We start from the raw sequence: 23,983 nt of genomic DNA on the forward strand, positions 1-23,983 counted from the left end.
AATTGGGAATTGGGCATGGAAAAGAGGCAGAGGTGCGGAGGGGCAGAGGGGCAGAGGGGCAGAAGGGAAAAACTTACTGCCACTTCTTCCCTGCTCCCCTGCTATGCGCTATGCCCTAATAAATGAATTACTTTCCTCCAACTAACTCCTTCACCTTGTTGATGATGCCGACTGGATCGATACCTTGATATGGGTACTGTTCCCACAAACCGCCGCAACCTTCTTTATAAGTTCCAAGATGGGCATATTTGGGAGTCAACCCCCGCTCTAGTAGCCAAGAGCCGAAACGACTACCTAAGCCAGTGCGACGGTTGAAGGCTTCTACTACAAGCACAAAAGGAGCATTACCAACTTTGGTAATCATTTCTTCATCAATGGTGTTTAAAGTTGTTTTGTTAATCAAACCAACGTCTAGCCCTTCTTGTTTCAGACGCTCTACAGCATCAACGGCACGGTAGAGAGCATCGCCAAAACTGATAATGTAGCCTTGCGTCCCTTCTCGTATAACTTCATCTTTACCAGGAACAAATTTGTAGCCACTTCCAAAGAAGTCATTGCCGTTGCTGTCCTGAATATTGGGCACTTTGGAACGGGTGGAGAAAATAAACCGCAGTCCCGGCTCAAAAAACACAGCTTCTACACAAGCTGTCATTTGATTATTATCTGCCGGGAAGTACAACTGTGTTGGGTAGCCATCATCCAAGCCATTGTCGGCAAACATATTATTTATACCAAAGTGGCAGCTGTTATCTGCCATGTCATCTATACCCGCATGGGAAAAATGACATAGAACATTGGAATAGTTCAGCCGTGCCATCGTGATTTCTGAGATACACATTTCTAAGAAGGCGCTGAAGGTCGCAAAAATACCTTGCTTGCCCTCGTCCATCCCGAATCCAGCCGCAGCAGAGAAGTTGCTCCGTTCCATGATGCCGGAGGAAATAAATATTTCTGGGTATGTTTCATGAATTTTCTTCAAACCGCAGGAGCCTTCTAGATCGCTATCAATGACCATGACTTTTTCTTTACGCTCCGCCTCGCTCATGCGACTGAGGACACCCACCACGGCTTCACCAAACACATTACGGTTAGCGCCCCATTTGTCGCTGGAACCCAGAAATGTATATGTTTGTTTCGGTTTCTCAATACTTTTAAGGTATTCGACAGCCGCAGTTTGTCCGCGAGATTCTAGATACTTAACTGCTAAATCTACAGGAATTACATCATGACCATGAGTGGAGCCTTCTAAACCTTCAATACCAGGACACATCGGGCGTTTATTGATAATAGCGATCGCTCCGGGAGTATTTACAGCTTCGCAAATACGATGGTATAAATCGTCTAAGTCTTCGCCGTCTCCCTGAAGTACTTTCAACCCGTGACCTTCTAAGGTTTTGGCAACACTAAAACCAGGTAAATATTTAGAAGGATGTCCAGCGATCGTGACATCATTGTCATCAATTATCAGCTTGACGTTAAGATGTTGAGCAACAGCCAAGCGAGCAGCTTCAGCATCGTTACCTTCTTGCTGCGAACCATCAGAACCGAGACAGAAAACAGCCTTGCCTGGATTCGCCATTGCCACACCATTGATGTAAGGCCAAATATGACCCAGGCGGCCAGAACTAAATTTCACACCAGGAGTTAGTTTTAGTTCCGGGTGTCCCGGTAAATTGGAATGTGCTTGCCGATAACGTAAAAGTTGCTCGGCAGGTAAATCACCATGCAATGTTGCCATCAGATATTGAGTGGCAACTCGATGTCCTGCTTCATCAAAGAAAATCGGTACAAATTGCTCCGATGCTCCCCGGAAAAAGGCATCAAGAATCATTACCTCTGGCACTGTATCATAAGGCCCGCCAGTATGACCGCCGACTCCGCTAGCAGCGCCAGTCGCTGTAAAAAAGACGATCGCATCCCGGCAAAGTTGAATATTCGCTTTTAGAGTCTCTCGCTGTTCACCGGTGAGGCTGGAATTTGCGGGATTGAGCGCTAAAAGTTTGTAAGCACCGAGATCGATCGGAAATTGGGTATTAATAGTAGTCATGGTTTATTGATTGAATAAAAAACAATTTGAACAGACCGAATGCGCGATCGCACTACAAAAAAAATTGTTAAAACCCCCACTGGGCAACAATTATCCAAGCTCAAGTTAACCACTCGGAACCGTTGTGGAACCATGTGATTTCATCAAATGCCAAAATCAATACATTCAATTGTGCATGAATGTGCTTGAATTCAATTGAAGTTACGGATTACCGTACAAAAACTTGCATATCAATAAGTATAAACTCACAAACATGCAATTTCAAGTCCAAAAACGCATTTTCAGGAAAATTAATTATGCTAACTGCTGAACGACGACAATTCATCTTAGAAATTCTGCGTCGTGATAAAAAGGTACTTTCGACAGAACTTAGTGCTGTTCTGAAAGTTTCTGAGGATACGATTCGCCGGGATTTGCGAGAACTGGCAGAAACTGGACTATTGCAACGCGTTCATGGGGGAGCGCTCCTTAAATCTCCAGCCACCGCTAGTTATGCCGATCGCCAAAAGCAAGCGCCAAAAGAAAAGGAAGCGATCGCTCGGACAGCAGCAAAATTAGTTTGTACAGGACAGGTGGTGATTTTAGATGGAGGTACAACAACTCTCCAAGTAACCCGTCATTTGCCTCTAGATTTGCACGCAACAGTGATCACAAATAGTCCGCCAATAGCAGTTGCTTTAGCAGAACATCCCCATATAGAGGTTGTGATGTTAGGTGGACAACTCTACAAAAAAGCCTTGGTGAACGTTGGTACTGTCACCATTGAGACATTACGGATGATTCGTGCAGATTTGTGCATGTTGGGAGTTTGCAGTTTGCATCCAGAAGTTGGGATTAGCGTACCTAACCTAGACGAAGCCCATGTCAAACGAGCCATGATTGCAGGCTCGGCTGAAGTAGTAGGATTAGTGACAGCAGAAAAATTAGATACGGCTGCTCCTTATCTCGTGGAGTCTATTCATGCCCTGACTTACCTAGTAACAGCACCAACAGTATCTAATAATATGCTGAGTGCTTACAAAGCTTTAGGTTTGACCATTATACGTGATGAGTACGAGTGATCTGATTTGACAGATGCGATCGCTAGGGATTGGGGAAGGGAATAGGGTACAGGTTAGAGGGTACAGATTATTCCCTGTTACCTGTCACCTGTCACCTCTTCCCTAACCCCAATGCCCAAATCAAAATCTATCCGTTTCTTGAGGTGTTCCAACTGCTCCCGGTTGAGCGGTGAAGAAGTTTTGAGCAGCTTCATTCTGATATATGCACCTAATATCAGGTTTGTCACTGTCCAAGTTGCCTGTGAAACCAAAGGTGTTCAGGCGATTTTTGCAATCTCTTACCTGATCAGATGTCACTAGCTTACGTTGCTCTAAAAGCGCCCAGTTATTTTGTCGGATCACACATCCAGGACGCATACTGGGTTGGGCAACGTAGACATTGAATGGGTTGAGAGTGACGAACAGTCTAGCGTCCATTACCATCGCGCTGGCTCCGTACTGCACACAAATTTCCGGGTTCGGTGCTTTGGTGTCTATAAATTCACGGGAAGCTACATTTGATGGAGCCAATGTGGTTGTAGAACTAAAAGCAATGCCAATCCCAATTCCCAAAATCAACACCCCTCCCATAATTGCGATGGTGGTGAAGTTAAATAGAGGGGATTGGAAAATAGAGGGTTTAGAAGTAGTAGCCGGTCTACCAGTAGATTTACGTCTCATTGTTGCTTAATCACCTTCACGCCGATTTGGGAGGGAGTAGTCTAAAGTTTTTTCTCCCTCTTTCAGTATGCCTATTCTTGACTGTAATTGCCTGTGATTTTCTCTGCGATATTCTTGTTAAATGAGAAAAATACTAGTTTATCTAGATATTGGGACAAAATTTTAATACTTTTAATTGTTATCAGATATAGCTAATCTACTTTTCACAATTGATCTAGTCAGAATGCTTAAACTATCTAACTTTTGTTGTTAATTTCCCATTTCTCAGATGAGATATTTTTGTTCCCCCTAGTAATTGATGTGTAAAACAATGTAAATTAACATTTAATGAAATTTTAATAACTAATTGAAAGCAAGTGACATCTCAAAGAGCGCTACCTTCGGGCAAGAGGTTCAAAACTTCACAACTTCAAATCTTCCTGGCTGATAGTCTGACTATTTTTTGGGGAGATTGGTTAGATTTACGGGTGAGAATTTTACCAGTTGCTGCATCAGGCTTAATATCGCCACTGATATATATTTTAGCTTTTGGCTTGGGTTTAGGTAGTTCCATCAAACCCGGTTCGGGAATTAGTGGTAACTATGACAACTATTTGGAATTTATATTACCGGGAATGGTGGCGCTGTCGTCGATGACGGTTAGCTTTGCTGGAACGACATTTTCAATTTGTGGAGACAGACTATTTACCAAAACCTTTGAGGAATTATTGTTAACTCCCATAAATCCCTTAGCGTTGTACATGGGTAAAATGCTGGCGGGAGTCGTGCGGGGTTTGATGACTTCCGGTTCCGTGATTTTGGTAGCGCTGCTGTTTAGTGGAAACTGGAATTTTCTCAACCCACTGTTTTTACTGTTAGTGGTGCTGAATTGTGCGGTATTTGCTGGATTAGGGGTGATTGTAGGGTTGAGTGTGCGATCGCTCGAATCAGTCGGACTCTACAATAATTTTATCATTATCCCCATGTCGTTCTTAGGAGCGACTTTCTTTGACCCTGCTACATTACCAGCGGCTCTCAAAGTTGTAGTTTACCTGCTGCCACTAACTTACGCCAGCATTGGATTGCGTGCAGTTGCTCATTTACCCTTGTCTCAGTTTCCTTGGTACAGCATACCGATTTTGTTGGCGATCGCGATCGCTCTTTCTCTCTGGGGCGGTTATAAATTTGCTCATCAACAAGATTAAAGCCTTGATTACAACTTGTGCTTTAACTGTTGAATTTTCTGTAAAACTTTTTCCCGATGCTGCGTCAGCTTGATCCATCGTAGTAGGCGACTAGCAAGACTGCCATTGTGCCAGCCTAATGAGTCATCTGGCAAGCGTTCTCGCAACCTTGATTGAACATAGCTTTCCAGGAAGTTCAAATGAGCCTCATTATATGCCCATAGCAATTGACCGCAACAAGAGATTTGTAGCCACAGGGGCAAGCCAAAAAAATGGTCTAGTATTCCATCGCTGGAATTTCTTTTATCCCTGTAATTGTTCTGCCACAGTAGCAATGCAGCTTTTCGATTGCTATCCTTTAACTTTTGTTTTGTATAGCTACATTGCTGACAGGTAATTCTTTTGATGGAACTGAGATTTGATTGCTCAGAGTTGACAGTCCATATCTTGGCAATGCGATTGCATTGGGGACAACATACTAAAATTTCTTGCTCAAAATCAGCCAGTCATTTGCCATAGTCTCTAAATCTTATAACCATTTCATTTCAAACCTGCTATGTTGTAGCGTCCCGTTAAGACAAAATGAACCACAGTTCATTAGCAGCCAGGGTAATTACTTATAATTCACACATTGTCTAATCTGTCAATGCATAAGTTATAATTTGGATTTTTTATAAAGATTGCGTGAAATTACTAGTTATCATGATAAAGCATTACAAGAATTGCTTTATAAATCAACCTATGAGTAAATATCAACTCAGTGAGCAAGCACATATTAACCACTATTTATCTAGCTGGTAGATAGCAGTTTAAAAGTGAGTTTTTGCTGTTTGATTTAAACCACGAGGTATAGCACTCTGTTAATCAATATCCAAAGGACACAAATATGACTAGAATTGCCACAAAAATAGCCTTGTCTGTTCTCGGAGCAGCAGGAATTAGTTTTTTGTCTTCGATACCAGCAAAAGCCGTCATTTTTGTAGAACCCATTGTGACGACTAAAAATCAAGATGTACTCAATGCAAAAAAACCAAGAACCCTTACAGGGTTTCTACCAGGGCAAGTAATAGAATATGGTGTCCCAGATGTAGCTAATAACTTTCTAAATGCTACCGGATACGATATAAATAGCTTGGTCTTTGATTTAAAAACCCTGTCCTATAGTAATCCGAATTCTACTCCACCATTGGATAATGAAACAGTGGAGTGGGGAGATGTTAATGGAGATGGGAAGATTGGTAACTCTGCTAACCCCGATCTAAAGGATATTTTTACAGACATTACCATTGCTGGTAGTACTGTCACTTTTAGTGGTGGCGTCATCCCAAACGGAACCCTGTTTTACAATCCATTCGCTACCCTGCCTAATGTAGCGCCAGGTGCTGGAATCATTCCACCAATTCCAGCAGACCAAGAAGATAAAGATGGGCCGATTAGAGTGGCTTCTTATTACACAGCTGTTCCTGAATCAACTAACGTTTTGGGTGTACTGGTTTTTGGCGCTTTAGGCGTAGCTTTAAAATTAAAGCGATCGCTCTGTTAAGGGGACTGGGGAAAAAGCAAGGGAGCAGGGAGCAGGGAGTAGGGGAGAAGTTGCAATAAGTTCCCCTCTGCTCCTCCGCACCTCTGCCTCTTGTGCCCATACCCTCATTCTGTAATTAACTCACGATACACTGTCATTGTTTCCTGATGGACGCGGGCAACACTCAGCCTATCTAGGTTTTTCTTTGCCCGCTGTTTCCACTCTTGCAGCATCTCGGCATTACTCAGTAATTGCACTAAAACCCCAGCTAAAGCATGACTATCTTTTGCTGGCACCAAAAGACCTGCTCGCCCGTTGTCTAAAGCTTCAGGAATCCCGTCTACCTGAGTGCCGACGATCGCAGTTCCAGTTTCTCTAGCTTCCGAAAGTACCAAAGGGCAAGGGTCACGGTGGGAAGCCAGCACAAATATGTCACAAGATATCAGATAGCGTTGAGGTTCTGGTTGAAAGCCTTCAAAATGAATGCGTTCTTTTACAGAAGTTGCTTGTGCCTGTGCCTCAAATAGCTGTTTATCAGGGCCATTTCCTACCAAATAAAGATGGGCTTGGGGAAAATCTGAGGCAACTTGTTCAAAGGCAGCAATTAACTCAGCAATTCCCTTGCGTTGATACATCCCGGCCACAGTGGCGATCGCTGGATGTTGTAATGGTAAAGGTTGATAATCTTGTATCTGTCGGGTGCGGGGACTGCCTAAAGTGCCGTTACATACCACCCGCAACTTATGTTCTGGAATACCACGCCTAATCATAGAATCACATACAGCTTTACTGACAGCAATTACTCTGTCAGCTAAACCCATCAGTAAGCTAGCACGCTGAAATTCGTTGTGGACTGTAGAAACTAAAGCATATTTGTTTCCTTTGAAAATACGTGCTAATATTACCCCCGTCATCATGTGGGCATGAACAATATCAGGCTGAAATTCAGCTGCGATCGCTCGGTAACGTATAGCTGCTTTAATCGTATTTATCGGTTTTCTGCTTTGGTCTAAGTAATAATGTTTGACACCACAAATATCTAGTAAAGCCTCGTATTCTCCACCAGCAGAAACAACCGCTACCTCATAACCAGATTTTGCCTGTAGACAAGCCAGATCCACAGCCACATTCACAATACCGTTACCTATTTCTTGAACGTGGTTCAAAATATGTATGATTCGCATAATCTTTGAGATGTATATAAAAAATAAAGATAAGTAACCGAGTATAAATCAACCAACATAATTATTGAGGTCTTCAGCGACAACTCAAAAGTAGTCAGTAGTGGGTAAAATTAACCACTTTCTACTGATTAATAGCGCTTATTACCAGTTACTTAGCTTAAAGACTTATTCAGTAACGGCTCGATAAATCGGGGTAAAACTTCAAAATTCTGAAGACTGAATCTGTTATTTCAAGTTTTATATTTCCCAATACCTGGTATCGGAACTTTACTACAGCACGGCAGCCAAAACAGAGAATAAAAACTTTTTTAAAATACTGCTTTAAAAAACAGCATTTTGCTTGATGATCAAGAAAGAAATTAATGGTAACAAATAATTCATTATTACTGTTAATAATTATCTGAAAGCCCAGTAATGATAAAGCTTCAGTCAGTTTGAGTTGAACTCATAACCTTAGTTTGAGGTGAAAAAATGGCAACGTTACAGACTCCACACTGCCAATCAAATTCCATAATTCCCACCTCATGCACACATAACCTGGTCTGATGGCAACCGACAATTTTTGCAATCGAGTGCTTCTACAGAAGTTAAAGTCCTTGGTTATTATCCTTTTTACACCTTGGCAACTTTGGATAATTTCACTGCGACAAATCTGGTAGTTGGTAGTAACGTCCTCGTCTAGCGCTCAGAGTTCGACTGAGCGCTCACAGGCAAGTCCACCAGTGGTACAGAATCTAATTCTAAATTCTGAAGACTGGCGCTTTGATTCTGCGCATTTTGCCAAACATCATAGTACAACTCAATCAGTACAAGTTTACGAATTTGAGAATTGTTTCCCTGAGAGCGACGTGATGAAATAGCAGTTAGCAAAAACTTCCAAGACCGAGGAGAAAGTATAGATAAATCTATGATTGAAAGAAAACTCTTGAGATTTTTTTGCTTCAGTGCGACTAAAAGCCAATGGAGTTTCAGGTAATTTTTTATATCCTGAAAGACGGGAATCTTTGAGCGATGTTGCTCATTTACCAAGGCATAAATTTTTTCCTTCATCAAAATATTTGTCGCTAACCGCCGAGACAAAGAAAACTTTTGATTATACGCACCCGGCCAGATAGTGCGGTAAGCAAGACACTGGTTGAAGAAAATAGCATCGCCAAACTGAGCAATCCGAATCCAGGAATCGATGTCATCACAGTTAGCATCGAGTGTGGAGTCCCAACCACCACTTTGTAGAAAAGCATCACGTCGACAAGCTACTTGTACAGGTGTGCCAAAGGGTACAAGCTCTAAAAGCATCCCATAATGAATATCGGCTTGTGGGATATAAAAAGCTAAACCAGGGCCAACTTGGGGGGTGCGAGAGAGTTCAACTTCATTGCCATCCACCTGAGCCGCCACACAAGAGCAGATTACAGCTTCGGGACGAAGTGCGATCGCCTTTGCCATCTCTTCTATACAGTTGGGCGCTAAATAGTCGTCATCATCTAAAAACTTAATCCAGTCGCCGCTAGCTTTGGCAACTCCAGCATTCACCGTTGCTGCATGACCAAGGTTCACTTCGTTACGATGGTAAACAACCTTGTCCCCTAAGCTTTTGAGATAGGTTTGGGTGTCATCAGAAGAACAATCATCAGCAACAACCACCTCGCACTCCATTGTTTGGTTACGAGCCGAATCAATTGCTCTTTGCAGCAAATTCAAGCGATTATAGGTACTGATGACGATACTAAATTTCATAAATTTTTCCTTTATAGTACGGCATTCTGCAATATAGCTTCGATATGCAAGCTGTTGTATCAGTACAATTATCAATCCTAACAAGTAGACTGAAATAGGATTATCGATTTATCATTGATGATCGTGAGTTTTTTTTAAGCAGACAGAAAGACTATGAACGCTCAAGAGATTATCCGCTCCATTGAAGCGGAACAGATAAAATCGAATCTGCCCGACATTTATGTGGGCGACACTGTAAAAGTGGGAGTGAAAATCAAGGAAGGCGAAAAATACCGCGTACAACCCTACGAGGGAGTTGTGATTGCCAAGCGCAATGGCGGCATCAACGAAACTATTACAGTTCGTAAGGTTTTTCAAGGCGTGGGCGTTGAGCGGGTATTTCTGTTGCATTCTCCCCGGATTGACAGCATTAAGGTGTTACGTCGCGGTAAAGTCCGTCGTGCTAAACTATATTATCTCCGCGATCGCGTAGGTAAAGCAACCCGAATCAAGCAACGGTTTGACCGCCCTTTGTGATTCGTCCTTCAAAAGTATGGGAGAAATCTCAAGCTGCAAGCGGCATCTGCCGCTGACTTGTTTTCCCGACAAAATTAAGGTATGATATAAATCGCATATTGCGTTAAACTGAAATTTAGTTCAGCGCAATCACTGAATCAAAAACAGCTTGTGCGCTCTTAGTTCAGTTGGTAGAACGCAGGTCTCCAAAACCTGATGTCGGGGGTTCAAGTCCTCCAGGGCGCGCTCAAGAGCAAAAAAACAAAGCCCGAAATAATTACGCTGCTGCTAATATAGCAGTTAGCGCTAATAATTTCGGGTAAACTTATTGTATTTGTAGTTGTTTTGCTTCCAGTAAGTGAAATAGAGTCGAAACTGCAAACCTAGATGACAATTAAACAGGATCTAGTATAAGAAACGGGGGATAACGGTCGTGGCCAAAAAAAGTGAAGCAGAATTGCCAGAAACCACAAATGGGTTTAGCTTTGGCAACTTCATACAGGGAACCAAAGAAGAACTTGAAAAAGTAGTTTGGCCCAGTCGGAAACAGATAGTGAGCGAATCCGCCGCTGTGTTGTTAATGGTGGCACTCTCCGCATCTTTGATATACTTGGTCGATGGATTGTTTGCTTGGGCAGCAAAACAGGTGTTCTAATGAGTTTTGCAACAGATGAACCACGCAACTCAATGTTGCAGTCAGAGGAAACAGCAGAAGCAGCAGAAGCAGCAGAAGCAGCGTCAAAAGAAGCGCGCTGGTATGCAGTACAAGTAGCTTCAGGCTGTGAAAAGCGTGTAAAGACTAACTTAGAGCAACGCATTCAAACTTTTGATGTCGCTGACAAAATTATCCAGGTAGAAATTCCGCAGACGCCAGCGGTGAAAATCCGCAAAGATGGCAGTCGCCAGCATACAGAAGAAAAAGTTTTCCCTGGTTATGTGCTGGTACGGATGATGATGGATGATGATACTTGGCAGGTGGTACGCAACACCTCTCATGTAATTAACTTTGTCGGTTCAGAACAAAAACGTGGTAGCAGCAAGGGTCGCGGTCATGTCAACCCCATACCACTAAGTTCTTCAGAAGTTGAACGTATATTCAAACAAACCAGCGAACAAGAAGCTGTTGTCAAAATTGACATGGCTACTGGTGATAAGATAATGGTGCTTTCTGGTCCATTCAAAGACTTTGAAGGCGAGGTAATTGAAGTCTCTCCAGAACGGAGTAAACTTAAAGCCTTGCTCTCAATTTTCGGCAGGGATACACCAGTAGAATTGGAATTTAATCAGGTAGAGAAACAGAGTTAAATACAAATGGCGAAGAAAGTAGTGGCGGTCATTAAACTGGCCCTGAATGCTGGAAAAGCCAACCCAGCACCGCCAGTTGGTCCCGCCTTGGGTCAACATGGTGTCAACATCATGATGTTTTGTAAAGAGTACAACGCCAAAACAGCAGACCAAGCTGGAATGGTTATACCTGTAGAAATTTCGGTTTTTGAAGACCGGAGTTTTACATTCGTACTCAAAACGCCACCCGCATCAGTACTGATTCGGAAGGCGGCGAAAGTTGAAAAAGGCTCGAATGAACCCAACAAAAAGAAGGTTGGGTCAATTACCAAAGCACAATTGCAAGAAATAGCCCAAACCAAACTCCCCGACCTCAATGCCAACGATATCGAAGCGGCAATGAAGATTGTGGCAGGAACGGCTAAAAATATGGGCGTAACAGTTACGGATTAGTCATTGGTCATTGGTCATTGGTAATTAGTCATTGGTAAATGACTAAGGACAAAGGACAAATAACAAAGGACTCATAACTAAAAATTATCGGGGGAGAGGCGAGGCTTCGGAATTACCCCAGGAGAACAAATGCCAAAAATATCGCGTCGTTTGCAGGGTCTGCAAGCAAAAGTAGAAGAAAAAGATTATCATCCCCTAGAGGCTTTAGCCCTTCTTAAAGACACAGCAACAGCTAAATTTACCGAAGCTGCGGAAGCGCATATCCGGTTAGGAATTGACCCCAAGTATACAGACCAACAGTTGCGGACAACGGTAGCACTGCCCAAAGGTACAGGGCAAATTGTCCGAGTGGCGGTGATTGCCAGAGGCGAAAAGGTAAACGAAGCCAGCAGTGCTGGTGCTGATATAGTCGGATCGGAAGAACTGATTGACGAAATCCAGAAAGGTAGAATGGATTTTGACAAGCTGATTGCCACACCCGATGTAATGCCACAAGTGGCAAAGCTGGGTAAATTGCTTGGGCCGCGTGGTTTGATGCCATCGCCCAAGGGTGGAACCGTAACATTTGATTTAGCAGGTGCGATCGCAGAATTCAAAGCTGGTAAATTAGAATTCCGAGCTGACCGAACTGGTATTGTCCATGTTATGTTTGGTAAGACAACCTTCTCGCCTGAAGATTTGTTAGTCAACCTGAAGGCATTGCAGGAGACGATTGACCGTAACCGTCCTTCAGGAGCTAAAGGTCGTTATTGGCGCACATTTTATGTGTCAGCCACTATGGGTCCATCAATTAAAGTTGATATCAGTGCCCTACGAGATTTGAAACTGAGCCAAGCAGGTTAATAAGAGTTATGAGTTATAAGTTAGGAGTTAAGAATAAAACTTCTAACTCCTAACTACTCACTCCTAACTTTAAATTAAATAGGCAAAGCCGGAGACAGCAGGTGCTAATAACTTAATATCCTGCCGAGGTTAAAACTCTAATAGTCAGAATTACCACCCATAAAGGTGTGATAACTATGGCGTCAAGAGTCTTAATACTCAACCCCGGCTAAATTAGCTGGGGTTTGTTGTTTGGGTTCAGGTTTAGAAAAAACGTACAAGTAGGGCACTTCACCGATTATTTTAAGGAGGTGAGATTGGAATGGGTAGAACACTAGAAAATAAAAAAGAGATAGTAGCTGACCTCAAAGAAACTTTGAGTCAGTCAACTCTAGCACTGGTAATTGACTATCAGGGGCTGACAGTTTCTGAAATCACAGACTTACGGCGGCGGCTGCGTCCCAGTGGCACTGTTTGTAAGGTGACGAAGAACACTCTAATGGGCATTGCCATTAAAGATGATGAAAAATGGCAGCCTTTGTCGGAATTGCTCAACGGTTCTTCCGCCTTTTTGCTGGTAAAAGAAGATTTTTCATCGGCAATTAAGGCATACCAAGAATTTCAAAAAGTCAGCAAGAAGACAGAACTTCGTGGTGGTGTACTGGAAGGTCGCCTACTCAAAGAACCTGATGTCAAGGTACTAGGAGACTTGCCATCTAAAGAACAACTCATCGCCCAAATTGCTGGGGCTATCAACGCTTTGGCTACCAAGATTGCTGTGGGTATCAACGAAGTTCCTGGTTCACTGGCTCGTGCTTTGCAGGCTGTGGCCGACCAAGAGCAAAGTGGTGGTAGCACCGAAACTGCTGCTGTCCAAGATAGCAGCACCGAAACTGCTGCTGTCCAAGATAGCGGCACCGAAAGCACTGCTGAAGGTGATAGTAGCACTGAAACTGCTGCTGAATAGACTTCGTGGTTCATCAGTCAAAAGTCAAAAGTCTATAGTTAAAGACCAATGACTCATGACAAATAAATAATCAAAATTACAGGAGTTATATCAATGTCTGCTGCAACCGATAACATTTTAGAACAACTAAAAGGTCTTTCTTTGCTGGAAGCTTCTGAGTTAGTCAAGCAAATTGAAGAAGCTTTTGGCGTGAGTGCTGCTGCACCTGTTGGTGTAGCGTTTGCAGGCCCTGGTGCTGCTGCTGCTCCTGCTGAAGAAGCTGTTGAGCAAACCGAGTTTGAAGTCATTCTCGAATCAGTTCCAGCTGATAAGAAGATTGCCGTACTGAAGATTGTTCGAGAATTGACCGGTTTGGGTCTGAAAGAAGCTAAAGACTTGGTGGAAGCTGCGCCCAAGGCAGTTAAAGAAGGTATTGCTAAGGATGCTGCCGAAGATGCTAAGAAGCGCATCGAAGAAGCTGGCGGTAAGGTGACTGTTAAGTAGTCACAATTCTATTAGCAGTTTTTTATTAAGGAGCCTAAGTTAGGCTCCTTTTTTTATCGTAGAGTCTTATGTTGCAGATAAAAATAGTATTAAGTATTACAACACTAATTTCTTATTAAAAGAGCAAGGGTTACATTAAGTTGGGTTGATTTGCTTTCTTACCCATTGACGAAATGCCCTAAGTGTTGGACTTCTACCTAAAGTTCGGCTTTGTTCGACAAACCGGGGAATTTCTTCAACAATGGGCAAGTTGGGAAAAGTAGAACTAATTTCAGACTCAATGTATTTACCATCCTGAAGAATATTAATTTGTAGCTTGCCATTTTCATATCGCCACAGTTCAGGAACTCGCAATGCTTCGTAAGCATTAAGTTGAGTTTTGGAAGTAACATCAACTTCAATTGCTAAGTCAGGTGGCGGGTCAACCCTCAAGTCTATTCGCTCTTTACCAATCATTTGAGCATGATTTTGAATATAGAAAGAATCATCAGGCTCTACATCAAAAGCTATATCTTCACGTTTGAAAGTGGTTGAGCCAAATGTTTCGCAGTCAATCTCTAACTCTTCCAACAGAATTTTCACCAAATCCCCAATGATGACTTTGGCTTTCTCATGCTTTGGTAACGGCATTCTCATCTCCAAAGTTCCCTGGCTGTAAGCTAATCGAGTGGCTCTATGGTCGCCAAGTTCTTCTAAAATTGCCTCAAATTCTTGCCAGCTAACATCGTGGAGTATTACTCTATGTCCCGGCGGAACACTTAATTGTCGCAATTGAAATTTCACCATTACTAATCACTAAAATTTTGAAAATAGTATTTTTGCGTATTTTTACAGTTTTTTATATAAAGAAAACTCTTTATATTTAGTGGAACCATTTCCACTTTAATAATTATGTTGTTTGAAAATTTGGATGATAGAACACGCCAATTTATTATGGCTGAAGTTGAGCTAGATATTACTAAAGCCAAACTATACGTCAGTCTTCGCTTGAGTGAAATTGGTAGAAAAGACTATGTAAATTTACTTAAAGAAGCTATTAGTAGCCATGATGAAACCTGGTTTGCTCAACAACTGTCATTAAATAGCAGAATCAACTTAACAGAGCAAAGAAAAAATACAACTGTAAAAATTCCTGTAACTGCTGCTGAAACACTAGCAGAGGGTGAATTTAACCGTTTTTATATTCGTGGTTTATGTCTCAGAGCGTTGGATGAGGGAATATCTGACCTTGAAGTTTACCGTGCTAAAGATGTAATAAATCCTCGTCCTAATTCACAAGCAAAAATAGGAACGAAAGTAAAAGCAGAAAAATTACTGGAGGATCTTAGAGTTAATCCAGGTATTGATACAGCCTTGGGTTTACCTAATGGCCCAAACTCTGGGTTAAGTGTGAAGCTTTCTTAGATAGTTAAGGAACTTCCAATAAAAAAAAATATCCAACTTGTAGGGTGTGTTATGCGCCGTGACAGATTAGAAAGATGGTACGTTACTTCGTTAACACACCCTACAAAATAAGATTGGATGATTTATTTTTTGGTAGTCCCTAATAATTGGATTTTAGTTATTAGCCCGAAACTTAAAGTTCCGGGCTAGTGTTGATTTTAAATTAATCCAAAATCTCAAATCCAAAATTACTTACCGTTGCCGTTACTACCATTGCCATTGCTGTGAATGACACGTTCGGCAAGCTTTTCTGGCACTTCCTGGAGATGGTCATATTCCCAGTGGAAGGAACCAACGCCAAGAGTGAGCGATCGCAGCTCTACAATAAAATTCTGCATCTCAGCTTGCGGCAAGTATGCCGAGACATTATCCCAGCCTTGCCAATCGTTTCTCCCCTCATAGCCTAAAATCTGCCCCCGTCTACCACTTAATAGTTGCAACACTTTGGAGGTAAATTCGCTAGGTGTTGTCACTTCTACCCGCAGAATTGGTTCTAATAAGGTAGGTTCTGCTTGGGGTATCCCCGTTTGCATTGCCAATCGGGCAGCTTGTTTAAAGGCTTGTTCGGAACTATCAACGTTGTGATACGAACCATTAGTCAGAGTTACCGCTACATCAACTATTGGGAAGCCTAAAGGGCCGTGTGTCAAAAATTCCCGCACGCCCATTTCTACGCCAGGAATGTACTGTTTCGGAACCACGCCGCCGACAATGGTTTCGTTAAAGTTGAAACCTGTACCGCGTGGTAAAGGCTTGATTTCGAGAAAAACATCACCAAACTGTCCGTGACCACCGCTTTGATGTTTATAGCGCCCATGAACTGAAGCCACCGTTTTGCGGATGGTTTCTTTGTAAGGCACTTGCGGTAAGTGGGTTGTCATTGGCAGGTTATATTTGCGGCGCAGTCTGTCTAGGGTGACTTGCAAATGAATCTCGCCTTGACCCCACAATATAACTTCGTGGGTGTCGCCGTGTTGTTCCCAAGCAAGTGAAGAGTCTTCTTCTAATAACTTGGTAATAGCACTGCTGAGTTTAACTTCATCGTTGCGCTTTTCTGGTGTAATGGCGAGGGCATACACAGGTTCTAACTGTACAGCTTTAGGTAATTCCATCGCCACTTGCTGTTCTGTAGAGATTGTATCGCCTGTCTTGATTCCTTCTAAACGGCTCAATGCGACAATTTCACCAGCACTAACTTGGTTAACTGACTGCTGTTGTTGTCCCATGAGGCGGTAAATTCCACCAGTGCGAATACCATTGAGGACAATGCCATCAGTTAGTTTACCGCGCCAAACACGCACTAAAGACAGTTTGCCACCTTGGGGAGTGTAGTAAGTTTTTAATACCTGCGCTAAAGCTGTATCACCCTTTATATTTTTTAAACGACGTTCTGCTGTAGTTTCGGGTTCGGGGGCTTCTCGTAACAAGGCTTCTAATAGAGGTCTAACACCATAATCTTGTTCTGCCACACCAAAGAAAACGGGCACTACTAAATCTGCCCCTAATTCCATTTTTAAATCTTTGAGGATTTCTTCTTGAGGTGGTTCGATATCTTCTAAAAGTTCTTCGAGTAAATGGTCGTCAAAATTTGCTAAGGCTTCGAGCATTTCTGCCCGTGCTATATGTTCTTCTTCTTTTAAACTTTCGGGGAACGGAATGGGGTCAGCTGGTGCGCCTGGATGATATTGATATGCCTGTTCGCTCACCATATCAATAAAGCCAGTGAGTTGTTCCCCATTCATGATGGGATATTGATGCGCTACCAGGGGACGGCTAGATACTGCTTTCAGGGCGTGCAACGTTTCTAGAACGTGAATGTTTGCGCGATCCATTTTGTTGACGAAGACGAGATGGGGAATTTCCCAATCGTCCAGGAATTTAAATAGAGGGGCAAGGGTGAGAACGCGATCGCGGATGGGTTCGCAAACTACAATTGCTGCATCGACTCCGATTAAAGCATTGTACGTTTCTTGAGCAAATTCTACGCTTCCCGGACAGTCAATAAAGGTGAAGCGAATATCGTTATACTCAGTGCTAGCGGCGCTGACTTCTACACTCATGTGGCGATCGCGCGACTCGGCAGCACTATCTCCCACTGTATTGCTGTCCTTAATATTGCCTTTGCGGGAAATTGCCCCTGTGACAAATAACAAGCTTTCTAGTAAAGTGGTTTTTCCACTTAAATAAGGCCCGACAATTCCAACGTTCCGCGAACCCGATTTTACTTTTTCGTTCATAAAAACCTCCCTTGCGGTAATTCATTCATAACCGCATTATTCCGTAGATATCAAGGGATAAAAAATGGTTCTCTGGAGTCAAAATTACCCCTTCTTTAATTTGTTATTATGCTCCTTTTAATCGAAAGTTAAAAAAATTGTAGCCTGTCGTAAGATTTAGCTTAAGAAAAGTTAAGCATCAAAAATTTTTATGCTAAATCAAAAACTTTTGTAAAAAACTTTTTATCAAGTAAATTTAACTGAAAGTGTTGCGAGTCAGAAAATCAATGAGATTATCATTCTTTAAATATCGCATAGCAGGGTTAGTAAGTTTAACTTTGCTGATTATGAGTATTTCCTCCCCCTCTCTTGCTCTATCTCCTCCTGTCGCCTCAAAGCTAGCACAGTCTAATCCTAAAACTGCCGTAGACTGGTTAAACCAAGGCTTACAAGCAATTCAGGCGGGAAAGGTACAAGATGCGATCGCAGCCTTTAAACAAGCGGCTAAATTAGATCCGGCATTAGCACCAGCACACTATAATCTAGGGCTAGCGCTCCGACAAACAGGACAATTACAACCCTCTGCGGATGCATTTTATCGAGCGACGCAAGCCGATCCGAAATTTGCTCCAGCTTTTGCTAATTTAGGCGGAGCGTTATTAGAAGGCAATAATTTCAAGTTAGCTAACGATTATTTGCAACGCGCTTTAGAACTCGATCCCAAACTCGGATTTGCCCACTATAACTTGGGATTAGTACGAGAACAGCAACGAGATTGCGAACAAGCGATCGCATCTTTTAAAAAAGCTGTACAATATAGCAAAAATGCACCAGAACCTCCTTACCACATAGGAATGTGTTATCTCCAACAAGGTAAACTCGATCAAGCAAGAAGTGCATTTTATCAGGCATTAAAAATTAATCCCAAGTATCCAGAAGCTTACTACAATCTCGGCTCGATTTTTTTTCAACAAAGTAAATTACAAGAGGCATTAGAGGCTTTTAGAAAATCAGCTGAAGCTAACTCTAATTATCCCAACGCGTATTATGGTGCTGGGTTAGTTTTTATGCAGTTACAGCAATATGGCGATGCAGTACAAGTCTTGCAATTTGCTAGAGATTTATACAATTCTCAAAAAAATCCCCAGTGGGCCAAAAATGCCGAGCAATTGTTGCAACAAGCACAAAATTTAAATTACCAACCTCGCTGAGGCAGAAAAACTTAATATTGCATAACATAAAACTATTGGGTTGACTCGCTGGTGTTGTCTGAACTCGTCCCGATTGGAAAAATGTACATGCAAAAGCGCCAGAAAAGTCGATTTTTATTTAGCGATCGCTGGCTTGATCGGCAATCAATTGTTCGCAACATGGAAGCCTTTCAAGACTTAATTGTGATTGTTTTGTGTTTGGGTTTGTTCGCCGTCATGCTAATCCAATTGTGGGGGATAGCTATCGCCCTCACGCAGCCACTAGACTATAAACACGTGACTGCAAAAATACTATTTGTGTTGATTTTAGTCGAATTATTTCGACTATTAATGGTCTATTTGCAAGAACATAGTATCTCTGTAGGAGTGGCAGTTGAGGTAACAATAGTATCTTTGCTGCGAGAGGTAGTAGTTCACGGAGCGCTGGAAATTTCTTGGGTTAATACGCTTGCAATTTGTGGTTTGTTATTTGTTTTGGGTGGACTACTCGTGGTATGCGCTAAGACACCACACATGGATTGTATGAGCGCTAACACTAAGTTTTGTCCGGTTGTGTATAGGGGAGGTAGAGAACGCCAAAACGAGTTGGAATTACAGTATTCACGTCAATGTGATGAGAATCAACCCCTTGGATAAATTGTTATGAAAATGGGGAGTGGGAGAGACGCGATTAATCGTGTCTGTACTGGGGAGTGGGGAAAATACTTTATTCCCCACTCCTTTGTGTGAAACTGTATCAGGAAATTATTCTTGCAAGGTACTTCCGACGTATTGAAATATACTCTTTTTGGAAGATGAATTACTCTTTAAGGGTGAATATAACGTTAATTAGAAATTCTAAAAGAGGTTCAAGCAATGGCTACAAATACAGGTAACGGACAATCTCAAACAGCGATTAGCGACTTGGAGTATGATTTTGTCACTATTTTGCACAACAAGGCTGAAGCTGTTAAAGCTTACGATACCTACATCAAAGATGCAGAAAAAGTAGGTTCTCAACCTTGTGTAGAGTTATTTCAAAAATTGCGGCAATCTGATATTGAACACGCACAAGAGATTCGCCAACATCTACAACAAGTGCTGCAACACGGTAAGATGTAACCCAAGTTTTGAGTTTGTAGGCGTAAGCCCGTCGTAGACATCGCTTCTGCTTTAAAAAGAGGCGATCTCTAAAACAAGCTATGACGCTCTCTACGAGACGCTAAAAGCGTAGCTTGCTTGCTTCTCTGAAAGAGTACGCGGACTCGCTAACGCTTCTCTACGAGACGCTGCGCGAACGCTATCGGCGTCAATACAGTTCAGTTAAGCATTTTTTTCTTCTCTTTCTTCTCTCTCTGTGTCCTCTGCGCCTCTGTGGTAGCCTGCGGCAAGCCGCTTTGCGTCTACGTTAAAAAAACCGGCTTTGACAAAGAGTGCTAGCCTTAACTGAACCGTATTGCTATCGGCGTCGCAGTTGCTGATTAAATTAGAGGCAAGCACTGCCCACTATCAGATAGACTAATTCTGGGCTGCTTGCTCTACTTGCGCCACCGTTAAATCGAGAGCCACCGCCACTTGTTCTACACTCAATCCCAATGCCAACAATCGGGGAATAGCTTCTAACTTAGCTTCCTGGCGACCTTCCTGGCGACCTTCCTGGCGACCTTCCTGGCGACCTTCCTGGCGACCTTCCTGGCGACCTTCTTCTAAGCCGTCTTCCTTGATTGATTGATACATCCGCGTTTTTTTGAATTCGTCGTCTATACCCAACATTTCTGCTAACTCCTCTCGGCTTAACCGGGTAAATTTGTACAACAGAATAGTCTCTATCAATTCTACAATTTGCTTGGTGGTAGATTCATCTGCCAGTTGTTGCCTTGCTTGTAAAATCAATTCTCTACCTTTGTCAACGGCTGTCTCTTCTCTTTCGATAATTAATTTAACGATCGCAACTTGAAGTGAGTTCTCCCTCGTATCTAATTCATCTAGATAAATGCGTTGCACTAGTGAACTGTCTAGCAGCAATTGATATGGTAGCCGATCGTTTGGATCTAAACTTCGTTGCGGATAGATGACAACAGCACGCCAAAAATTGACTGATTCGTTTTGACGTAAGTAAAGGAAGATTTCGGCAAAGAAGCGTCTATAAAAAGTTGAGTCTAATTGAAACTGAACTTCAACAAAATAAAGTGGTTGGTTTGTAGTTTCACGTGTAGGGATAAATACCCCATCAATCCTAAAAGCAGTTTCTTTTAGCTCGACTGAAACAAATTGATATGCATTGACATTGGCAGTCGTATCGCCAATTATGGCAAAAAATATGCTAGGAAAAGCTTGAAATAAGCTATAAAATATTTTATCAGTTTGCACCTAGATTTAGTCAAGCGAACATTGGATATTGAAAGTCTATCAAAAATAGTGTAAACGCATCTGTTTCAGCATAAAAAAAGCAGATAGGAATAACCATCTGCTTTAATATAAAGATTCATTCTCTAATTTACATAGATACCAATTGATTCACTGGAGCAATCCCAGCCAAATCTAAAATTGGCGCGATCGCATCTTCTCGTTTCACTGCCATCATGTGAACTCCTTGGCATAATTGCCGCGCTATCTGCACTTGCTCGGCGGCAATTTTTATCCCTTCCTCAAAAGGATCTTTGGCTTTCGCCAATCTGTCAATAATATGTTGGGGAATATCTACACCCGGAACACATCTATTAATAAACTGAGCATTTTTGGCTGATTTCAACAGAAATATTCCTGCCAAAATTGGTTTTTTATAACCAGCAGCGATTGTGTCCATAAACTTTTCTAGTCGCTCAAAATCAGTAATCAACTGACTTTGAAAAAACTGTGCTCCAGCTTCGATTTTCCGTTCAAATCGACTTTGTAAACCCGACCAACTTTTACATTGCGGATCTACTGCTGCACCAACAAATAAATCTAACGCTCCATCAGTCAAAGGCTTTTCATTACAATCAACACCTTGATTCATCTTCCGAATCAGTTGCAGCAGTCGCACAGCTTCTAAGTCAAATACTGCTTTAGCATCTGGATGATCGCCTGCTTTTACTGGGTCGCCAGTCAAAGCTAAAATATTACGAATACCTAAAGCATGAGCGCCCATCAAATCAGCTTGTAAACCGATGCGGTTGCGATCGCGGCAAGCAATTTGACAAATCGGCTCTATACCGTTTTGTAACAAAATCACTGACGCCATTAACGAAGACATCCGTAACACTGCGCGGCTACCATCAGTAACATTGATAGCATGAACCCTTCCCTTAAGAGTCGCCGCCATTTGAATCATGTGCGCTGGATCTCCCCCTTTCGGTGGTGCTACCTCGGCGGTAATTAGAAATTCACCTGCTTGTACAGCTCTGCGAAAGGCTGTGTGGCTATGGGTGTGATGCATAGAATTAAGAATTTCAATTTCTTAAATGGTATAGCAAATCACACCTAAAAGGGAAAACCTATAGAGGAAGAGAGTAGCCTAAAGCAGCTTTTACTTGTGATAAAGTTTGATTTGCGATCGCTCTAGCTTTTTCCCCTCCATCCCGCAATACAGACTCCAAATAGCTTTTATCCGCCGTTATCGAGTGATATTTTTCTTGGATTGGTTTCAGAGACTCAATAATTGTATCTGTCAACAATGGCTTGAATTGCCCCCAGCCCATATCCTGACACTCAACTGCCACATCTTCCTTTTTCTTCCCAGCCAGCAATGTATAGAGCGTTAACAAATTATTACACTCTGGACGCGCTGGATCGTCAAAAGTCAGACCACGAATCGGATCGGTTTTACAACGCTTAATCTTGTATTGAATCTGTTCCGGTGAATCTAGCAAACTGATCCGGCTTAAGTCGGAAGGATCGGACTTCGACATTTTGCGTGTACCGTCTGCTAAACTCATCACCCTTGCCCCTTCCTTGCGAATCAAAGGGTCTGGTAACTTCAGAACTGGTTGATCTGGTTTACCAAACTGGTGATTTAACCGAGCTGCAATATCCCGTGTCAATTCCAAATGTTGCTTTTGGTCTTCACCCACTGGCACTTTATCAGCTTGGTAAAGCAAAATATCCGCTGCCATTAGCACAGGATAATCCAATAAACCCGCACTCACATTTTCTGCCTGCTTGACAGCCTTTTCTTTAAACTGAATCATATCTTGCAGCCAGTTTAGAGGTGTAATGCAGTTGAGCAACCAGGTGAGTTCGCTGTGGGCCGAAACGTGGGATTGCACAAAGATAGTGGAGTGATTTAAATCAAGACCACAAGCTAGATAGAGAGCAGCAAGAGTGTAGGTATCAGCTGCCAACTGTTTTGGATCGTGTGGCACTGTAATCGCGTGCAAATCAGCCACAAAAAGGTAATTTTCGTATTCGCTCTGACCTTCTACCCAGTTGCGAATGGCTCCCAAGTAGTTACCTAGATGGTAATTGCCGGTTGGTTGAACTCCAGAAAGAACACGTTGCTTGCCCATAAATTTCAACTTAGTTATCTCAAATCCGCGCTTGTAAAGTGGCGATGTCTAGTGACAAATCGCAACTCTTGGAGACGCTACGCGTAGCTTGCTTCTCCGTAGGAGTATGCGCCTACGCAAAACTCATTTAATTTTGACATTTTCTAGGTCAACTTGCTGTTGAAATATTGGAGTTTCTTCTCACCGTGGCTTTAGCAACAGTGAGAATCAAACCTATCTTTGTACAATATCTGGGTGAGCAGTGTTATCCAAGATGATGGCAAACATCGATTTACATAATTTTGTAATCCTCGATAATAGGGCAAGGAACAGACTTTTTCCCCGACCAATCAGTAAAGGTATCTTCATTTTTATAATGCCTTGGCGTTTGCATAAGCAAGTTTCAAGCATCTTTGGCATTCAATCAATTTAAACGTTCAGGATAATGTATCTTTAGCAATTCTTGCACTAGGGGATAATAGTCAGATCCAACGATCTAGATAAGATGCGATCGCCCAGCCTAGAATCAAAATTGTCCAATTAATAAATAGAATCGCTAATTTACCTGGATTGGGGAGAAATGCTTTGGCAGGAAGCAGAGGGTGCAATTTTTTTGCATATTCTGCTTGGCGAATTGACTTTTAAGTGATACAAATTTCCATAAATATTATATTATTGAAATTTATTTATATTTTTATTCAAAGGAATATTTTAAAACTTAATGTAATCTTTATCCTAACTTTGCTATTGATATTATAGCTAAATACTGAAAGCAAATTAGGATTTAAAA

The 23,983-nt window shown here is 42.2% G+C and carries 24 protein-coding genes, 1 tRNA gene and 1 other annotated feature; of the genes, 15 read left to right on the plus strand and 10 right to left on the minus strand.

The window, feature by feature from the left end; all coding sequences use genetic code 11:
- Positions 1 to 127 precede the first annotated feature (127 nt).
- A complete protein-coding gene (locus HWQ42_RS03185; RefSeq protein WP_292809227.1) occupies positions 128 to 2,047 on the minus strand; it encodes a transketolase C-terminal domain-containing protein in 1,920 nt (639 codons plus the stop codon).
- A 296-nt stretch (positions 2,048 to 2,343) separates the two neighbouring features.
- On the opposite strand from HWQ42_RS03185, the gene HWQ42_RS03190 reads away from it, so the two are divergent.
- A complete protein-coding gene (locus tag HWQ42_RS03190; RefSeq protein WP_104906232.1) occupies positions 2,344 to 3,108 on the plus strand; it encodes a DeoR/GlpR family DNA-binding transcription regulator in 765 nt (254 codons plus the stop codon).
- Positions 3,109 to 3,228: 120 nt separating this feature from the next.
- Here HWQ42_RS03190 and HWQ42_RS03195 read toward each other — a convergent pair whose 3' ends face one another.
- Positions 3,229 to 3,768: a DUF3172 domain-containing protein gene (locus tag HWQ42_RS03195; protein ID WP_292732812.1), complete on the minus strand. Its 540-nt coding sequence runs from the start codon at positions 3,766 to 3,768 to the stop codon at positions 3,229 to 3,231.
- Between the two features lie 356 nt (positions 3,769 to 4,124).
- On the opposite strand from HWQ42_RS03195, the gene HWQ42_RS03200 reads away from it, so the two are divergent.
- Entirely contained in the window at positions 4,125 to 4,952 is an 828-nt protein-coding gene (locus HWQ42_RS03200; RefSeq protein WP_292809228.1) for an ABC transporter permease, read from the plus strand.
- A gap of 8 nt (positions 4,953 to 4,960) precedes the next feature.
- Here the strand turns inward: HWQ42_RS03200 and HWQ42_RS03205 are convergent, their stop codons facing one another.
- Positions 4,961 to 5,266, minus strand: a complete 306-nt coding sequence (locus tag HWQ42_RS03205) for a hypothetical protein (protein ID WP_292809230.1) — start codon at positions 5,264 to 5,266, stop codon at positions 4,961 to 4,963.
- 551 nt (positions 5,267 to 5,817) lie between these two features.
- On the opposite strand from HWQ42_RS03205, the gene HWQ42_RS03210 reads away from it, so the two are divergent.
- The gene (locus HWQ42_RS03210; RefSeq protein WP_292809232.1) at positions 5,818 to 6,474 is read left to right on the plus strand and encodes a hypothetical protein; all 657 of its coding nucleotides are present in this window, start codon (positions 5,818 to 5,820) and stop codon (positions 6,472 to 6,474) included.
- 104 nt (positions 6,475 to 6,578) lie between these two features.
- Here HWQ42_RS03210 and HWQ42_RS03215 read toward each other — a convergent pair whose 3' ends face one another.
- Positions 6,579 to 7,637: a glycosyltransferase family 4 protein gene (locus HWQ42_RS03215; protein ID WP_292809234.1), complete on the minus strand. Its 1,059-nt coding sequence runs from the start codon at positions 7,635 to 7,637 to the stop codon at positions 6,579 to 6,581.
- A gap of 678 nt (positions 7,638 to 8,315) precedes the next feature.
- On the minus strand, positions 8,316 to 9,374 hold the full coding sequence (locus HWQ42_RS03220; RefSeq protein WP_292809236.1) for a glycosyltransferase family 2 protein: 1,059 nt from the start codon (positions 9,372 to 9,374) through the stop codon (positions 8,316 to 8,318).
- A 153-nt stretch (positions 9,375 to 9,527) separates the two neighbouring features.
- Here HWQ42_RS03220 and rplS point away from each other — a divergent pair, with 153 nt between their 5' ends.
- The 8 genes from rplS to rplL all read left to right on the plus strand — a co-directional run bounded on the left by rplS (position 9,528) and on the right by rplL (position 13,878).
- Positions 9,528 to 9,890: a 50S ribosomal protein L19 gene (gene rplS / locus HWQ42_RS03225; protein WP_094348921.1), complete on the plus strand. Its 363-nt coding sequence runs from the start codon at positions 9,528 to 9,530 to the stop codon at positions 9,888 to 9,890.
- Positions 9,891 to 10,042: 152 nt separating this feature from the next.
- Positions 10,043 to 10,115: transfer RNA gene (locus tag HWQ42_RS03230), tRNA-Trp, on the plus strand.
- 187 nt (positions 10,116 to 10,302) lie between these two features.
- The gene (gene secE / locus HWQ42_RS03235; RefSeq protein WP_099102704.1) at positions 10,303 to 10,524 is read left to right on the plus strand and encodes a preprotein translocase subunit SecE; all 222 of its coding nucleotides are present in this window, start codon (positions 10,303 to 10,305) and stop codon (positions 10,522 to 10,524) included.
- On the plus strand, positions 10,524 to 11,174 hold the full coding sequence (gene nusG, locus HWQ42_RS03240) for a transcription termination/antitermination protein NusG (RefSeq protein WP_094348919.1): 651 nt from the start codon (positions 10,524 to 10,526) through the stop codon (positions 11,172 to 11,174). The genes secE and nusG overlap by 1 nt, the downstream gene beginning before the upstream one ends.
- Positions 11,175 to 11,180: 6 nt before the next feature.
- On the plus strand, positions 11,181 to 11,606 hold the full coding sequence (gene rplK / locus HWQ42_RS03245) for a 50S ribosomal protein L11 (RefSeq protein ID WP_099102703.1): 426 nt from the start codon (positions 11,181 to 11,183) through the stop codon (positions 11,604 to 11,606).
- A gap of 129 nt (positions 11,607 to 11,735) precedes the next feature.
- Positions 11,736 to 12,449 (plus strand): 50S ribosomal protein L1, encoded by a 714-nt coding sequence (gene rplA, locus HWQ42_RS03250; RefSeq protein WP_292809238.1) that lies wholly within the window; start codon positions 11,736 to 11,738, stop codon positions 12,447 to 12,449.
- Positions 12,450 to 12,519: 70 nt separating this feature from the next.
- Positions 12,520 to 12,687 (plus strand) — a sequence feature (ribosomal protein L10 leader region).
- 63 nt (positions 12,688 to 12,750) lie between these two features.
- Entirely contained in the window at positions 12,751 to 13,395 is a 645-nt protein-coding gene (gene rplJ / locus HWQ42_RS03255; protein ID WP_099102701.1) for a 50S ribosomal protein L10, read from the plus strand.
- Between the two features lie 93 nt (positions 13,396 to 13,488).
- Entirely contained in the window at positions 13,489 to 13,878 is a 390-nt protein-coding gene (gene rplL / locus HWQ42_RS03260; RefSeq protein ID WP_292809242.1) for a 50S ribosomal protein L7/L12, read from the plus strand.
- 135 nt (positions 13,879 to 14,013) lie between these two features.
- Here rplL and HWQ42_RS03265 read toward each other — a convergent pair whose 3' ends face one another.
- Positions 14,014 to 14,664, minus strand: a complete 651-nt coding sequence (locus HWQ42_RS03265; RefSeq protein WP_292809244.1) for a Uma2 family endonuclease — start codon at positions 14,662 to 14,664, stop codon at positions 14,014 to 14,016.
- Between the two features lie 147 nt (positions 14,665 to 14,811).
- On the opposite strand from HWQ42_RS03265, the gene HWQ42_RS03270 reads away from it, so the two are divergent.
- Positions 14,812 to 15,282, plus strand: coding sequence for a hypothetical protein (locus HWQ42_RS03270; protein ID WP_292809246.1), 471 nt, complete (start codon positions 14,812 to 14,814; stop codon positions 15,280 to 15,282).
- A 227-nt stretch (positions 15,283 to 15,509) separates the two neighbouring features.
- On the opposite strand, the gene HWQ42_RS03275 is transcribed toward HWQ42_RS03270, so the two are convergent.
- Complete coding sequence (locus HWQ42_RS03275; protein WP_292809248.1) at positions 15,510 to 17,558, minus strand: elongation factor G; 2,049 nt, start codon at positions 17,556 to 17,558, stop codon at positions 15,510 to 15,512.
- 266 nt (positions 17,559 to 17,824) lie between these two features.
- Between HWQ42_RS03275 and HWQ42_RS03280 the strand changes: the two genes are divergently transcribed.
- The 3 genes from HWQ42_RS03280 (at position 17,825) to HWQ42_RS03290 (ending at position 19,849) form a co-directional block, all read left to right on the plus strand.
- The gene (locus HWQ42_RS03280) at positions 17,825 to 18,748 is read left to right on the plus strand and encodes a tetratricopeptide repeat protein (protein WP_292809250.1); all 924 of its coding nucleotides are present in this window, start codon (positions 17,825 to 17,827) and stop codon (positions 18,746 to 18,748) included.
- Between the two features lie 81 nt (positions 18,749 to 18,829).
- Positions 18,830 to 19,384, plus strand: coding sequence for a phosphate-starvation-inducible PsiE family protein (locus HWQ42_RS03285; RefSeq protein WP_190240812.1), 555 nt, complete (start codon positions 18,830 to 18,832; stop codon positions 19,382 to 19,384).
- 219 nt (positions 19,385 to 19,603) lie between these two features.
- Positions 19,604 to 19,849, plus strand: a complete 246-nt coding sequence (locus tag HWQ42_RS03290; RefSeq protein ID WP_292809252.1) for a hypothetical protein — start codon at positions 19,604 to 19,606, stop codon at positions 19,847 to 19,849.
- A gap of 396 nt (positions 19,850 to 20,245) precedes the next feature.
- Here the strand turns inward: HWQ42_RS03290 and HWQ42_RS03295 are convergent, their stop codons facing one another.
- From HWQ42_RS03295 to trpS, 3 genes are all read right to left on the minus strand, one after another.
- Complete coding sequence (locus HWQ42_RS03295; protein ID WP_292809254.1) at positions 20,246 to 21,097, minus strand: Rpn family recombination-promoting nuclease/putative transposase; 852 nt, start codon at positions 21,095 to 21,097, stop codon at positions 20,246 to 20,248.
- 127 nt (positions 21,098 to 21,224) lie between these two features.
- Complete coding sequence (locus HWQ42_RS03300) at positions 21,225 to 22,145, minus strand: methylenetetrahydrofolate reductase (protein ID WP_292734370.1); 921 nt, start codon at positions 22,143 to 22,145, stop codon at positions 21,225 to 21,227.
- Between the two features lie 58 nt (positions 22,146 to 22,203).
- Positions 22,204 to 23,214, minus strand: a complete 1,011-nt coding sequence (gene trpS, locus HWQ42_RS03305; RefSeq protein ID WP_292809256.1) for a tryptophan--tRNA ligase — start codon at positions 23,212 to 23,214, stop codon at positions 22,204 to 22,206.
- Positions 23,215 to 23,983: the final 769 nt, after the last annotated feature.

Origin of the sequence: Nostoc sp. JL23 (assembly GCF_017115065.1) — a bacterium.
In the GTDB taxonomy this organism is placed as follows: domain Bacteria; phylum Cyanobacteriota; class Cyanobacteriia; order Cyanobacteriales; family Nostocaceae; genus Nostoc; species Nostoc punctiforme_A.

Bases quoted from the DNA above. Each gene is read 5' to 3' on its own strand.
- HWQ42_RS03220 (WP_292809236.1), bottom strand. From the start codon at position 9,374: ATGAAATTTAGTATCGTCATCAGTACCTATAATCGCTTGAATTTGCTG.
- nusG (WP_094348919.1), top strand. From the start codon at position 10,524: ATGAGTTTTGCAACAGATGAACCACGCAACTCAATGTTGCAGTCAGAG.
- rplK (WP_099102703.1), top strand. From the start codon at position 11,181: ATGGCGAAGAAAGTAGTGGCGGTCATTAAACTGGCCCTGAATGCTGGA.
- HWQ42_RS03280 (WP_292809250.1), top strand. From the start codon at position 17,825: ATGAGATTATCATTCTTTAAATATCGCATAGCAGGGTTAGTAAGTTTA.
- HWQ42_RS03215 (WP_292809234.1), bottom strand. From the start codon at position 7,637: ATGCGAATCATACATATTTTGAACCACGTTCAAGAAATAGGTAACGGT.
- HWQ42_RS03300 (WP_292734370.1), bottom strand. From the start codon at position 22,145: ATGCATCACACCCATAGCCACACAGCCTTTCGCAGAGCTGTACAAGCA.
- HWQ42_RS03210 (WP_292809232.1), top strand. From the start codon at position 5,818: ATGACTAGAATTGCCACAAAAATAGCCTTGTCTGTTCTCGGAGCAGCA.
- rplS (WP_094348921.1), top strand. From the start codon at position 9,528: ATGAACGCTCAAGAGATTATCCGCTCCATTGAAGCGGAACAGATAAAA.
- rplL (WP_292809242.1), top strand. From the start codon at position 13,489: ATGTCTGCTGCAACCGATAACATTTTAGAACAACTAAAAGGTCTTTCT.
- trpS (WP_292809256.1), bottom strand. From the start codon at position 23,214: ATGGGCAAGCAACGTGTTCTTTCTGGAGTTCAACCAACCGGCAATTAC.
- HWQ42_RS03195 (WP_292732812.1), bottom strand. From the start codon at position 3,768: ATGAGACGTAAATCTACTGGTAGACCGGCTACTACTTCTAAACCCTCT.
- HWQ42_RS03185 (WP_292809227.1), bottom strand. From the start codon at position 2,047: ATGACTACTATTAATACCCAATTTCCGATCGATCTCGGTGCTTACAAA.
- HWQ42_RS03265 (WP_292809244.1), bottom strand. From the start codon at position 14,664: ATGGTGAAATTTCAATTGCGACAATTAAGTGTTCCGCCGGGACATAGA.
- HWQ42_RS03190 (WP_104906232.1), top strand. From the start codon at position 2,344: ATGCTAACTGCTGAACGACGACAATTCATCTTAGAAATTCTGCGTCGT.
- rplJ (WP_099102701.1), top strand. From the start codon at position 12,751: ATGGGTAGAACACTAGAAAATAAAAAAGAGATAGTAGCTGACCTCAAA.
- HWQ42_RS03275 (WP_292809248.1), bottom strand. From the start codon at position 17,558: ATGAACGAAAAAGTAAAATCGGGTTCGCGGAACGTTGGAATTGTCGGG.
- HWQ42_RS03285 (WP_190240812.1), top strand. From the start codon at position 18,830: ATGTACATGCAAAAGCGCCAGAAAAGTCGATTTTTATTTAGCGATCGC.
- HWQ42_RS03290 (WP_292809252.1), top strand. From the start codon at position 19,604: ATGGCTACAAATACAGGTAACGGACAATCTCAAACAGCGATTAGCGAC.
- rplA (WP_292809238.1), top strand. From the start codon at position 11,736: ATGCCAAAAATATCGCGTCGTTTGCAGGGTCTGCAAGCAAAAGTAGAA.
- HWQ42_RS03270 (WP_292809246.1), top strand. From the start codon at position 14,812: ATGGCTGAAGTTGAGCTAGATATTACTAAAGCCAAACTATACGTCAGT.